The following is a 13,433-nucleotide window of genomic DNA, read 5'->3' as shown; positions in this document are numbered from 1 at the left end:
CTGCTTTCGTATGAAAAAATACTCCTTACTGCTTTTCCTGAACCTGTTTGTCCTGTTCGGAACTTTCGCCCAACCCGCCGAACGACCGATTAAAATTGTGGTAGCCCCGGATCACATCAACTGGCAGTACCGACCGGGCGAGCCGGTGAAGTTTACCATCTCGGTGCTGCAAAACGGCAACCCGATTAAAGGCGCTAAAATCCGGTACGAAATCGGGCCGGAGAAAATGGAGCCCACGAAAAAAGAAACCGTCACCCTGGCGAACGGTACGACCACCGTCGAGGGTGGAACGATGAAGGCACCCGGTTTTCTGCGCTGCGTGGCCACGACCGACATCGACGGTAAAACCTACCGGAACCTGGCGACGGCCGGTTTTAGCCCGGAGCAAATTACCCCGACGGTTGACAATCCGGCTGATTTTCAGATGTTCTGGGATAGCGCCAAAGCCGAGCTGAGTCGCGTTCCGCTCGACGCCCGGATGACGCTGATGCCCGAGCGTTGCACCGAAAAGGTGAATGTTTACCACGTCAATATTCAGAATTACGCCAATTCGCGATTGTACGGGATTCTTTGCGTGCCGAAGCAGGAGGGGAAGTATCCGGCTTTGCTGCGGGTGCCGGGTGCGGGCATCCGGCCGTATGGCGGCAATATTACTGATGCTGAAAAAGGAATGATTACGCTCGAGATCGGGATTCACGGAATTCCGGTCAACCTTGATCCGGCGGTTTACCTGAACCTGAGCGCGGGCGCTTTGAGTGGCTACATGAACATCAACCTCGACGACCGCGACCGGTATTACTACAAACGGGTGTACCTGGGTTGTGTACGTGCCAATGATTTTCTGGTCAGCCTGCCACAGTACGACGGACGGAACCTGGCCGTAACGGGCGGGAGTCAGGGTGGAGCCTTGTCCATCATTACGGCCGGACTCGACAGCCGCGTGAAATGGCTGGGCGCGTATTACCCGGCGCTGTCGGACATGACCGGTTATTTGAAAAACCGGGCGGGCGGATGGCCGCATCTGTTTACCGGCAAGGCGCTGGCGTTTAACAACACCCCCGCCAAAATCAAAACCGTCGCGTATTATGATGTCGTCAATTTTGCCCGGCTGGTGAAGGTGCCCGGCTATTATTCCTGGGGTTTCAACGACGAAACCTGTCCGCCCACGTCGATGTATGCGTCTTATAATGTAATTTCAGCCCCGAAACAGCTTCAACTTCGTGAGGATACCGGCCACTGGACTTACCCCGAACAAACCGAGTTGATGACCAACTGGCTGGTGCAGCAGTTGAAAGGCAGTGCGAAATGACGGACCGCCGGGCGGCCCCGTTTAGTCCGTGAGTTTTAGCTATCACATTGACTAATTAGCAACTCACGGACTTTAGTCCGTGGGTACTACCATGAACCGAAAAACCGCTTTGTTTTTGATCCACGGTTGGCTAATGGCCACGACGCTGTTTGCCCAGAACGGCGTTTTGGTGTTTCAATCGGATTTCGGGCTTAAAGACGGAGCGGTTTCGGCCATGAAAGGGGTTGCTATGGGCGTGTCGCCAAACCTCAAAATTTTTGATCTGACCCACGAAATACCGGCTTACAACATCTGGGAAGCGGCCTACCGACTCCTGCAAACGGCCCCGTATTATCCGAAAGGCACAGTGTTCGTGTCAGTTTGCGATCCGGGCGTAGGCACCGACCGGAAATCGGTGGTTCTGCTGACGCAATCGGGCCATTATGTTGTGACGCCCGATAACGGAACCCTCACGCTGATTGCCGAAAAGATGGGCATCCGGGAGGTGCGTGAAATCGACGAAGCGGTCAATTGCTTGCGCAATTCCGACGAGTCCTATACCTTTCACGGCCGCGACGTTTATGCGTACACGGGTGCCCGGCTGGCCGCCCGGGCCATCACGTTTGTGCAGGTTGGCCGAAAATTACCCCCGGAAGTTAAAAAGATTCCGTATCAGCAACCGGTGCTTGAAAAAGGGATTTTGAAAGGAACCATACCGGTGCTGGATGTGCAATACGGGAACGTCTGGAGCAACATTCCAAAACCGCTGGTAACGAAGCTCGGGGTAAAAACCGGCGCTAAGGTGCAGGTACGCATTTATTCCAAAACCGAAAAAGTTTTTGACGACCGGGTGGCGCTAGTCAACACGTTTGGCGAGTCGAACGAAGGAGAAAATGTGGCTTACTTTAACAGTTTACTCAACTTTTCGGTAGCGGTGAACATGGGTAATTTCGCCGAAAAATACAAAGTCAGTAGTGGCCCGGACTGGCGTATCGAGGTTGAAAAGTGATGCAGAAGGTTCGAAACGATGAACCGGCGTATCGTTTCGGGACGCCCAAACGTTTTAGCGCAGCCGGCTTTACATACCGAACCACGAGGCAATCCGCAGGCAGACCGTCAGACTGTAGAAACACGGCAGGTAGTCTGCACCCGACGGGTGTGATCGATTGCCTATTTTTAGTGTAACTATTTGGTTGTTAGCGCCTTGTTTTCAATCCTCAAAGGTCTGTAAGAACTTTTCGTACCTTTTTGGTTTAGTATACGACTAAAGAAGAACCTCATTACGCTCTCCGATCATGCGCTCACGAATCACACAAGTTTTAATTGGTTTGGTAATGGCCGTCGTGGCCCTCTTTACCTATTTCACCAATACGCAGGAAAATCCGGTAACGGGTGAAAAACAACACATTAGCCTGACGCCCGAACAGGAGGTTCAGCTTGGGCTGGAAAGTGCTCCTCAGATGGCCCAGGAATTCGGCGGTTTATACCCCGACGAAAAGGTGCAGCAGGCCGTCAAGCGTGTCGGTCAGAAAATCGTCAATTCGACCAGTGTGAAGAATAGTCCTTACCAGTTCGACTTTCACGTTCTGGCCGATAACCGCACCGTGAATGCCTTTGCGGTGCCGGGTGGACAGATTTTCATTACGGCAGCTTTGCTCGACAAGCTCAAGAACGAAGATCAGTTGGCGGGTGTGCTGAGCCACGAAATTACGCACGTGGTCGGGCGACATTCCGCTGAGCAGATTTCCAAACAACAGCTCACCCAGGGCCTGGCCGGTGCAGCCGCCATCGCGACGGAAGACCCCAACTCTCCGGGCCGGAACGCGGCCATTGCCAGCTACGTTGCGAACCTGATTAACCTCAAATATGGCCGTGACGATGAAGTGGAATCCGATCAGTTGGGGGTTCGGTGGATGATCGAAAGTGGTTACAAACCCGAAGCCATGATCGACGTCATGGAAGTGCTGAAAGCTGCCGGAGGTCCCAACCGCCCCTCCGAATTCATGAGCAGCCACCCCGACCCCGATAACCGCATCGAGCGGATCAAGGAAGCCATTGCGAAGTACAAAGGGCAGTAACGTTGGAATGATGAATGATAAATGATGAATGATAAATGTAAAAGTGCCGGACTGAGAATCACCTTTACGTTCATCATTCATCATTCTCTTTCACAGTTCCTTCCCACAATGCGGACAATGGTGTTTGCGGACGGTTTTCTGGGAACGGATGTGTTCGGCGAAACCGGAAGCCAGAATACCGGTCGGCAGGGCAAATAACCCAATTCCCATCACCGCCGTAATCCCCGCCAGCAGTTTCCCCAACGGTGTCACGGGATGAATGTCGCCGTACCCGACCGTTGCCATCGCATTGATGCCCCACCAGAGCGTGGCCGGAATGCTCGAAAATGCTTCCGGCTGCGTCGCGTGTTCGAGGTAGTACATGGCGCTCGAAATGATCACCAGCATAAACAGCAGGAACGACACACTCAGCACCAGTTCTTCTTTCTTGTCTTCCACCACGCTTTGAATGACGTGATAAGCCTTGGAATAGCGCGTGATCCGGAACAAACGGAAAATCCGGAAAATGCGAAGAAGCCGAATCAGGGCCAGATCGGTGTGGAACAGCGTGACGTAAAACGGCAGAATGGCCAATAGGTGAATGAGTGCCGTCGTGGAGAGCACATACCGCAGACGGCCAAAAACCGGGTGGTGATATTTTTCGTTTTCAACACAAACCCAGACCCGTAATAGGTATTCGATGGTAAATAAGATTACCGAAACAATTTCAAACTCCACGAAAAACCGGTGGTATTTCTGGTGGAGGGAAGGCACGGTGTGCAGGATAATCGCCAGCGCGTTTAGGGCGATCAAGATAAATAAAAACAGGTTAAATACCAGGCTGATGCCCCGTTTTCGGCCCGACGAAGTCTCCAGAATCCGGTATAGATTCCGGCGGATCGAATGGGTCGAAGCCGAGTGGGTGTGTAGAGTGGGCTGCATGGCACGAATCGGTCAAAAGGCGGAAAACGACGCTTCGTTTTCGGGTACGGTGGTTATTTTTGAAACAGTTTTTCACCACCCACCCAGGTTTGTAAGACGGTGGCTTTGCGGAGTTCGGTCGCGGGGATTTTCATAATATCTTGTTGCAGAACGACAAAATCAGCCTGTTTGCCGGGTTCGATGCTGCCGCGCAGGTGGTCCTCAAAATTAGCAAAAGCCGCCCAGCTTGTCATGGCTTTCAGGGCCGAAGCCCGGTCGACGGCATTTTCCATCTGAAAACCGCCCGCCGGAAAGCCCTGCGCATCGACCCGGGCCACGGCCGCGTGGAAACCGTACAGCGGATTGACGGCTTCGACCGGAAAATCACTTCCGAACGCAATCCGTCCATTTTGCTTCAGCAGATCCTTGTACGCATACGCCCCCTTCACCCGCACCGGCCCCACGCGCTCGGCGGCCCAGTACATATCGGATGTAGCATGGGTGGGTTGCACTGACGGAATCACCGAATACCGGTTGAACTTCCAGAAATCATCGGGCGACACGACCTGGGCGTGTTCAATACGCCACCGGCGGTTGTTGCTCTTTTTCAGGAGTTTACCATATAGGTCCAGAATCAGGTGGTTGGCGGAGTCGCCGATGCAATGCGTGTTGGCCTGAAACTCGCTCTTCGCCAGCAAGGTCAGCGCCCGTTCCAGTTCATTCGGACTCAGGAGCAGAAAACCGCCGGTTTCGGGCCGGTCGTTATACGGTTTCCGCAGGCAGGCTCCGCGCGAGCCCAGCGCCCCGTCGGCGTAGAGTTTAAACGAACGCACCGTTAGCCGGTCGGTCTGAAACGGGCCGCGTTTGAGGTAGTAGTCCAGGTTCGGTTCACCGAGGCTGATCATCACATAATCCCGGATTTTTAATTTGTTCTCCTTTTGAAGCCGCTCCACCAGCTCAATATCCCGGCGGTCGAGCCCGGCATCGGAAACCGTCGTCAGGCCCAGCGACAGGCAGACCTGCTGAGCGGCCAGCAACTGGCGTTCCTTGTCCTGGGCGTCGGGCTGCGGAATGACACGCCGAACCAAGCCCATCGCGTTGTCGACCAGCACGCCCGTCGGTTCATTTCCGGTTAAGACCACTTCGCCCCCCGGAACTTTGGTATTTCGGGTGATGCCCGCCAGCCGCAGGGCTTTCGAATTGATCACTACCGCATGCCCATCGACCCGAGTGAGGCAAACTGGTATGTTTGGAAAAGCCGCATCCAGCTTTTCTTTGGTCGGAAACTGCTTATCCGGCCAGTCGTTCTGATCCCAGCCCCGCCCAATGAGCCAGAGGGCAGTCGGATTTCTTTTGTGAAAAGCGTTGAGTCGTTGGATAACCTCGTCGTACGAACTTGTACCAACTAAATCGGCCTGGTCGAGCATTTGGCCCAAGCCGAGAAAATGGGCGTGAGGATCGTAAAAACCGGGGTAAACCGGCTGGCCCCGCAGATCGATCACGCTATCGGCAGTGTAGTTGTTCAGAAGGGATTCGGACGAGCCAACGGCCAGGAATTTTCCATCTTTGATCACAAACGCCTGAGCGGTTGTAAAGGCCGAGTCGGCGGTGTAAACCGTGGCGTTGTGAATGAGGATATCCCCCTGTTTTTTTGAGGAACAGGCGATCAATCCGAGCAGGCAAAAACCGGTAAGAAAGTTACGGTAGCGCATAAGTCCTTTTTGATCAGGTACAAGGTAGAAGTTTCGGTACGGTTCGGTTAAAAAGAATTCCCTCCAAATCTAATTCCGGGATACCAGGAATGACAGAATATCTTTTAATTTTGAAGGTCAGTTACCTAAAAATAATACCAGAATGCGCTTTCTTCTAAGCCTAACCCTTTGTATATCGTTCTTCACCGCCTGGTCGCAATCCACCCAATCGCTTCTGCTCCGAAACCGCCGGTCCTCGGTCATCACGCAGGAGGGCCCCACACTGACACTGCAGGAGGCCATTTCAGCCGCGCTTGAGAAGAGCTACCAGATTCGCCTTTTCAAGTCACAGGAGCAAATTGCCCGTACCGATTACAAAACCGCCAAAGCCAGTTTTTTCCCGAACGTGACGGGTAACCTAACCAACAACAGCAACTTACAGAATCTTCGGCAGGAATTTCTCGATGGCCTGCGCCCTCCACAGAATCTCTATGGAATAACCAACCGAAACACGCAGGTGGGGGTGGCCATGAACTGGACGGTTTTTAACGGATTCGGGAACTTCATCGCCTACGACCGGCTGGGCGAAGTGGTGAAGGTCAGCGAAGCCAATACCCGGGCCAACGTCGAAGCGACGGCGGCCGATGTGGCCACGGCCTACTATGACGTCATCCGGCAACTGCAACAACTGGTTTCGCTTCGGCAGGCGCTCGATATTTCCCGGGAACGGCTCGAACTGGCGCGGGCTAACTTTGAAGTCGGCACGCGCTCGCGGGTCGATTTCCTGAGTGCCCAGGTCGATTACAACGCCGATAGTTCGGCCCTGGTGACGCAGCAGCAAAATGTTCGAAACGCGAAAGTGTTGCTGAATCGATTGATTGTCCGCGATCCGGCTACCGAATTTGCCGTCCGGGATACGATCATTGTCAACCCGGACCTGTCGATCGACCAGCTTCGGCAATCGCTGACGAGCAACAACCCGCAGTTGATTGCGGCATCGCTGAATCGCCGGGTAGCCGATCTGAACATCCGGCTGGCGCGGTCGCAGCGGTTGCCGGTCGTTAACCTGGTGGGCGGATACAACTTTACGGCCATCGACAACCAGGGCGGTTTTGGGGTGCGGAGCGCCCGCAACGACGCGCTTCAGTACGGCATTCAAGCCAGTATTCCCATTTTTACCGGTTTCGCTCAGCGTCGGGCTGTTGCCAACGCCCAGACGAACGCTCTGATTACAGAATACCAGGAATCTGATCAACGATTGCTGCTGCAACAGGCGCTGGAACAGACTTACTCGCAATACCGAAATAGCCTAATTTTGGTGAATCTGGAACTGGAAAGCCTCAAGATCGCTAACCAGAATGTTGATATCGCTTTTGAGCGGTACCGGGTCGGGAACTCTACGGCCGTGGAATTCCGGGATGTGCAGCGCAACGCCGTAGCCGCGGAAACCCGCCTGATCGATGCCGAATTCAACGCAAAAATTGCCGAAATCGAACTTCTCCGCCTGAGCAGCCAGATTCTGCAACAAACGAAATAGAATTAAAAATTAAAAGTTAAAAATTAAAAGTAGAGGTGGCAGAGAAAACCGGATAACAAACCACTGGTGGGCTTGTTTTACTTTTAATTTTTAACTTTTAATTTTTAATTGGATATGCCCTGGACGAAGAAGGAGTATCCGGTGTCGTTGAAGAATTTTATGGCACCGGTTCGGAATAAAGCGATCGAGATTGCGAATGCGCTGCTGAAGGAGGGAATGCCGGAAGACCGGGCTATTCCAATTGCCACGGCCCGGGCCGAAGAGTGGGCGTCTAACCGAAATCTGAAGATTCGTAAAGACCGGACCGCCAACAAAGTAGTTAAGAATTAAGAGTTATGAGTTAAGCGCTGCCACTTTATCGGAAACGGCGGAGCCAACTCTTAACTCTTAATTCTTAACTCATAACTCATAACTCTTTATGAAGGAGCCGGTCCAGCCGTTTGACTGGCAGCGCATTTTTTTGCACGATTTCCCGGTGGGCTACCTCGGTGAGGTGGCCCTGCGGACGCTCGTGATGTTTCTGATCCTGCTGTTTGCGCTGAAGATTTCGGGCAAGCGGGAAGTGAAACAACTGTCGGTTTTTGAACTGGTGCTGGTCATCGGGCTGGGCTCGGCGGCTGGTGACCCGATGTTCTACCACGACGTTCCGTTGCTGACGGCTGGGGTGGTGTTCGTGGTGATGATGCTCTGCTACAAATTCTTTACCCGCCTGGCCGACAAAAACAAAACCGTTCGGGAGTCATTGGAAGGTAGCCCAGTCTATGTCATTGAGAATGGGTGCATTCTGGTGCAGAACTTCGACGAGGAAGACCTGGGGCTGGACGAGTTGTTTGCCGAACTTCGGCTCGGCGGCATCGAACACCTCGGGCAAGTCCGAACGGCCATTCTGGAGCATAACGGTGATGTCAGTATTTTTCGCTTTGCCGACGACGAGATAAAACCAGGTCTGCCCCTTCTGCCCCACCTTCTGGAAAAGCCCTTCGAAACCCTTTCCAAGCCCGGTTTATACGCCTGCTGTAAATGCGGTCAAGTGATCGACTTCGGTCAGGGACCAGTGACAACCTGCCAGCGCTGCGAGCACCACAAGTGGGTGCAGGCGCAGGTGTGAAAACCGCCCTATAAATTCACCCCTTCACCTGGTCCTTCAAAAAACGCAGGAGTAATTTCTCGATGGAATCCAGACCGTATTTGGAGGTTTGCCGGAACTGGTTTTTGCGTCTCAGGTACGGGTTCAGGTCCTGGCATTCGTAGGCTTCGAGAATCTGCGGATGTACGTAATACTTCCGGCTGACCGTGCGGGTGTTGCCCAGCCGGTGCGCTACCTGTTCCAGAACCGTATTGAGATTCTTTTTCGCTTCTTTTTCCGTCGAACAGGGTTCCAGTTCGGCCAGCAGACGAAGGGCGTTGACGGTTCCGGCCCAGGTCCGGAAATCCTTGGCCGAAAACTCCTCGGCCGTGTATTCGCGCAGGTACTCGTTGACCATGCCGGAATCGATGCTGCGGTGTTCGCCGGTTTCGTCGTAGTACTGAAACAACTCCTTGCCGGGAATGTCGCGGCAGGCTTTCACCAGCCGGGCGAGTCGCCGGTCGCGGACGGTAATGTCGTGGTAAACCCCCTTTTTGCCTTTGAACCGAAACCGCAGATCGCCGGTGCCGACGTTGACATGCTTGTCTTTCAGTGTCGTTAGTCCGTAGTGCCCGTATTCTTTCTCGTACGAGGCATTGCCAATGCGGATCAGGGTTTGTTCCATCACACTCAGGGCAATGGCAATCACTTTTTCCCGGGTCAGTTCCCGGCGTTGCAGGTCTTTGGCAATCCGGGCGCGGAGGTTGGGAAGGTGTTCGCCGAAGGCAATCATGCGCGAAAACTTGGTTTCGCTTCGCATGGCGTTCCAGTTGGCGTGGTAGCGGTATTGCTTCCGGCCCCGGGTATCGATCCCGGTGGCTTGGAGGTGACCATTCGGTTTGGCGGAAATCCAGACGTTCTCCCAGGCTGGCGGCAGCGCCAGTTGACGGATGCGGAGCAGCGTTTCTTCGTCCTCAATCGGGTTGCCTTTCGCATCGTCGTATTCAAACTGATCGCCCACCCGCCGACGCCGGATACCGGGGGCAGAGTCGTTGACATACACCAATTTGACCGCTCTGGCGGCCTGGGCCGGGTCATGGGCCAGCGCTGCTACATTCATCGGAATCTTTACCATGTTTCCATAAACTGCCCGTGGGGCCAAATGGTTAAAACCGCTCTCCGGAAAAGTTATCGTTGAACGTATGAACAAACGCTACTAATGGTTTCTGTGGGCTGCTGGTTGCCCACAAAAAAATGAGACTGGCCGGAAACCGGTCAGCCTCATCGTCATCTGTCACACAAATTGGATTATTCTCGCTCTTCAATTTCCCGCAAATGCCGGTTTCGTTTGGCGATTATCGATTCGGGAAGGGGGCGGTATTCCGCCGGTTCGCGCAGGAACACCAACTGGATGTTTCGCTGCTGCGCCGTTTCCCGGAAGTTCTGAATGGTGCTCATCACATCGCTGTCGATGTAGGATGAATGGCTGCTGTCGATTTCCACCACGGCGTTGTCCGGCACGGAGGTCAGCAGCTTGACAATGCTGGCTTTACTCAGAAAGGAGACGTAGTCGCCGAGGCTGATTCGGATGTATTCACGATCCCCATCCTGAAAGGTTTCGGTGCGGTGGGCATTCCGGTAGCTTTCCCGCAGCACGAAAAACAGGGCCACCAGCATACCGACGGCAATCCCGGTGAGCAAATCCGTCAGCAGGATAGCGGCAATGGTGACGACAAACGGCACAAACTTGTCGAGGCCCTCGTTAAACAGCTCTTTAAAAATCCGGACCCGCGCCAGTTTATAGCCGGTGATGAGCAGAATCGACGCCAAAGCCGCCCACGGAATCTGGTTCAGCACCGTTGGCAGCGCAATCACGCAGACCAGCAGCAACGTACCGTGGATGAGTGCCGCTACCCGGGTTCGCGCCCCGGCGTTGATGCTGACCGAACTCCGGACAATCACCGAGGTAACCGGAATCCCGCCAATGAGTCCGCTGACGAAATTGCCGATTCCCTGGGCCTTTAATTCGGCGTTGGCGGGCGTTTTGCGCTTCAGCGGATCAAGCTGGTCCGACGCTTCGATGGCCAGCAGAGCTTCCAGGCTGGCAACCAGGGCAATGGAGAGCGCCGAGCTGTAGACCTGCGGGTTGCTCCACTGACTCCAGTCGGGAAAGGTAAACAAGTTCAGAAAACCGCTCAGGCTGACCGCCACCGGCAATTGGACGAGGTGGTTGCCTTTTAATGCCAGTTCGGGAGCCAGTGTCCTGACCAGCCCATTAATGGTAATGCCCAGCACAACGACCACCAGAGCGGCCGGAATATTCTTGAATACCGCATTTTGTTTGAAGAAAGGCCGTTCCCAAAGCAGCAGAATCCCCAGTGACAGAGCCGCAATCAGGATGGCGATTTCGTTCAATTGCCCCATCGCCAGTCGAAACTGACTGATTATGTTGAATCCCTCCGGTTGAAAGAGCGAAAACTCCTCGGCTGCGTCGGCATCGTAGCCAACCAGGTGCGGGATTTGCTTGATGATCAGGATGATACCGATACCGGCCAGCATGCCTTTGATGACCGAGGAAGGAAAGAAATTACTGATAATTCCGGACTTCAGGAAGCCCAGCCCGATTTGGATCAGACCGGCCAGACAGGTGGCCAGCAGAAACGCCGGGAAGGAGCCAAGCACTTCGATGGCGGCCAGCGTAACGACGATTAGTCCGGCTTCTGGCCCTGAAATACTCAGAGCCGAGCGGCTGAACAACCCGACGACCAAACCGCCGACAATACCGGCGATGATACCTGAAAACAGGGGGGCTCCGGACGCCAGCGCAATTCCCAGGCAGAGCGGAACGGCCACCAGAAAGGAAACACCACCGCCCCGGAGATCGCCCTGAAATGTGCTAAAGTCAAAGCTTCGTGTTTTTTTATGCGTTGTTTTTACTTGATTCATCTGCATGATTAGGGTTCCGTTTTGCCTGGCTTTCCGGGCGGTTTCGCCTGCGGAAGTTCGGCTTGCGGGTGTGACAGGTGGTATCCGGTATCTGTTCCGGATAAAAAGAATGGATAGGATGCTTAATTGACGACGTCCGTTGACGCTAGGACCGTTTTCTCATTGTCCGGCCGGGCGACCGAACCCGTTGATTCGGATCCACGCGTAGCTTTCATTTCAAACAACTGACGTTCCAGTTCGCTTTTGACGGCGCGGAGGGAGTCGGCTTCCGATGCTTTCGCTTCATACTGCGAGCGATACGTCTCTTTGCCTTTCTTTTGCTCGTCGTAATTGACATAGAGGTCGAGCGCAATGGCAAAAAAGATCAATCCCCAGACGGTTGCCCAGTTGACCAGGTAATTCGTCTTTTTCGTGGAATTTGTGCGGGTGGCCATAACTTTTGAGAATCGCTTGGTGTGACTTTACAAAAGTAAGCCCCCTATTTAATAGGCTCATTAAGAGTCTATTAGAAGTCAATGAGAAGACGGTTATAAACTGATTAGAATTCGATTAGACCGTTTTGGGAAATTTCAATAAAAAGTTGGTTCCTTCGTTGATGCGCGACGAAACGTGAATCTGACCTTTGTGAAGCTGAATGATGCGATAGGTTAGCGGCAGGCCAATGCCGTAGCCGTGAATCCGTTTGGCGTTTTCGGCCCGGAAAAATGGTTCATAGATGTGTTTGATATCGCCTTCGTCAATACCGATTCCTTTGTCCCTAAATTCGACGGTAACCCACTGACGATCAGCGCCAAGAATAACTTCTACCCGGTTGTTGGTAGAAAACTTACAGCCATTTTCCATTAGGTTCAAAAAGGCCGAAATCAGCAGCGACAGACTTCCTTGTACGGTCAGTGACGAAGGTATGGACCCGGTTTCGCTGGCAAACGAAAACGCCACCTGATAATCCGGTCGGCGGGTAGTCAGCATCTTCGTCGCCTGATAGATCGCTTCGTCGATCGGCACATCATGAAATTTCATGGTCACGTCGTCCAGGCTGACCTGTGCCAGTTCGAGCAGGTTGTTGGCCAGCAGGTTCAGCCGTTTGATGACTTCCAGCACGGATTTCCATTTAGCCTCATGTTCTTCAACCGTGCGCTTTTTGATCAGTGTGACTTCGATCTGACCCGTGATAATGGTCAGGGGAGTGCGTAGTTCATGCGATGCGTTAGCAACGAAGTTGCGCTGAACTTCAAACGCTTCCTGAACCCGGTCGAGCATAGAGTTGAATGTATGTGCCAGTTGGTCGATTTCGTCGCTGTTATCGCCCGCATCGACGCGCTGGTTCAGGTTCGACACCTTGATTTGATCCACCTGACGGATCACGTTGGAAATCGGACGTAGAAACCGCCCCGCAAACACCCAGCCCGACCAGCCGACCAGCGCGATACTGAAGGCCAGTCCAAAGCCCAGAATCTTCCGCAGGTGATCCATCTCAATCAGGCCGTATTCATCGTAAGCCGACGCAATGATCACATACTCCTGGTCCTGGTAGGGGTACGTAATGCCAACAATTTCTTTCCGGTTCCGGCGTAGGTACAACTGTTTCCGCTCCCGAATCCGGGAAAGAAGGTTGCTGCGATCAGCAATTTCTCCGGCGGTGTCGGCACTGGCGTACATCAATTTATTTTGCGGGTTGTAAATAATGATGTGCTCTTCGGGCAACGAGGTTAGATTTTTTCGTTCGATGAGCCGGAGAATCGTCGAGTTGATCTCGTTTTCTTCAATCAGCAGGGATGCCGTAGTTCGGGCTTTATCGGCCAGCCGGTTATAAAAATCCCGTTGCCGGAAATATTCGGAAATAAAGTAAATCACCAGCGAGAAAACCACCAGGTTGGCAGCGACGATAATCAGAAAAGTAACCGAAATCCGGGCGCGTATTTTCATC

12 protein-coding genes are annotated in these 13,433 nt (G+C 53.4%); 6 read left to right on the top strand and 6 right to left on the bottom strand.

Features of this window, described 5'->3' with window-relative positions; genetic code table 11:
* Positions 1 to 10 precede the first annotated feature (10 nt).
* The 3 genes from ACO2Q8_RS25655 (at position 11) to ACO2Q8_RS25645 (ending at position 3,366) form a co-directional block, all read left to right on the top strand.
* Positions 11 to 1,309, top strand: coding sequence for an acetylxylan esterase (locus tag ACO2Q8_RS25655; protein ID WP_423347743.1), 1,299 nt, complete (start codon positions 11 to 13; stop codon positions 1,307 to 1,309).
* Between the two features lie 91 nt (positions 1,310 to 1,400).
* The gene (locus ACO2Q8_RS25650) at positions 1,401 to 2,297 is read left to right on the top strand and encodes an SAM hydrolase/SAM-dependent halogenase family protein (RefSeq protein WP_423347742.1); all 897 of its coding nucleotides are present in this window, start codon (positions 1,401 to 1,403) and stop codon (positions 2,295 to 2,297) included.
* A gap of 286 nt (positions 2,298 to 2,583) precedes the next feature.
* On the top strand, positions 2,584 to 3,366 hold the full coding sequence (locus tag ACO2Q8_RS25645; protein ID WP_423347741.1) for a M48 family metalloprotease: 783 nt from the start codon (positions 2,584 to 2,586) through the stop codon (positions 3,364 to 3,366).
* 90 nt (positions 3,367 to 3,456) lie between these two features.
* Here the strand turns inward: ACO2Q8_RS25645 and ACO2Q8_RS25640 are convergent, their stop codons facing one another.
* Positions 3,457 to 4,287 (bottom strand): ion transporter, encoded by an 831-nt coding sequence (locus ACO2Q8_RS25640; protein ID WP_423347740.1) that lies wholly within the window; start codon positions 4,285 to 4,287, stop codon positions 3,457 to 3,459.
* A 53-nt stretch (positions 4,288 to 4,340) separates the two neighbouring features.
* Positions 4,341 to 5,978: an amidohydrolase gene (locus ACO2Q8_RS25635; protein ID WP_423347739.1), complete on the bottom strand. Its 1,638-nt coding sequence runs from the start codon at positions 5,976 to 5,978 to the stop codon at positions 4,341 to 4,343.
* A gap of 142 nt (positions 5,979 to 6,120) precedes the next feature.
* Here ACO2Q8_RS25635 and ACO2Q8_RS25630 point away from each other — a divergent pair, with 142 nt between their 5' ends.
* The 3 genes from ACO2Q8_RS25630 to ACO2Q8_RS25620 all read left to right on the top strand — a co-directional run bounded on the left by ACO2Q8_RS25630 (position 6,121) and on the right by ACO2Q8_RS25620 (position 8,602).
* Positions 6,121 to 7,494: a TolC family protein gene (locus tag ACO2Q8_RS25630; RefSeq protein ID WP_423347738.1), complete on the top strand. Its 1,374-nt coding sequence runs from the start codon at positions 6,121 to 6,123 to the stop codon at positions 7,492 to 7,494.
* Positions 7,495 to 7,608: 114 nt separating this feature from the next.
* Positions 7,609 to 7,824, top strand: coding sequence for a DUF2188 domain-containing protein (locus ACO2Q8_RS25625; RefSeq protein ID WP_423347737.1), 216 nt, complete (start codon positions 7,609 to 7,611; stop codon positions 7,822 to 7,824).
* Positions 7,825 to 7,912: 88 nt separating this feature from the next.
* Entirely contained in the window at positions 7,913 to 8,602 is a 690-nt protein-coding gene (locus tag ACO2Q8_RS25620; protein ID WP_423347736.1) for a DUF421 domain-containing protein, read from the top strand.
* Between the two features lie 16 nt (positions 8,603 to 8,618).
* Here the strand turns inward: ACO2Q8_RS25620 and ACO2Q8_RS25615 are convergent, their stop codons facing one another.
* The 4 genes from ACO2Q8_RS25615 to ACO2Q8_RS25600 form a co-directional block, all read right to left on the bottom strand.
* Entirely contained in the window at positions 8,619 to 9,680 is a 1,062-nt protein-coding gene (locus ACO2Q8_RS25615) for a DNA topoisomerase IB (RefSeq protein ID WP_423347735.1), read from the bottom strand.
* Between the two features lie 188 nt (positions 9,681 to 9,868).
* Positions 9,869 to 11,506: a SulP family inorganic anion transporter gene (locus ACO2Q8_RS25610; RefSeq protein WP_423347734.1), complete on the bottom strand. Its 1,638-nt coding sequence runs from the start codon at positions 11,504 to 11,506 to the stop codon at positions 9,869 to 9,871.
* A 122-nt stretch (positions 11,507 to 11,628) separates the two neighbouring features.
* Positions 11,629 to 11,940 carry a hypothetical protein gene (locus tag ACO2Q8_RS25605; RefSeq protein ID WP_423347733.1) on the bottom strand — a complete coding sequence of 104 codons (312 nt, stop codon included), beginning with the start codon at positions 11,938 to 11,940 and terminating at the stop codon, positions 11,629 to 11,631.
* A 115-nt stretch (positions 11,941 to 12,055) separates the two neighbouring features.
* On the bottom strand, positions 12,056 to 13,432 hold the full coding sequence (locus ACO2Q8_RS25600; RefSeq protein ID WP_423347732.1) for an ATP-binding protein: 1,377 nt from the start codon (positions 13,430 to 13,432) through the stop codon (positions 12,056 to 12,058).
* Position 13,433: the final 1 nt, after the last annotated feature.

It is taken from the genome of Larkinella sp. VNQ87, from assembly GCF_049445795.1.
Lineage (GTDB): Bacteria > Bacteroidota > Bacteroidia > Cytophagales > Spirosomataceae > Larkinella.
Note: the sequence above shows the minus strand (reverse complement) of the source record. Positions and strands in the feature narration are given on the sequence as shown.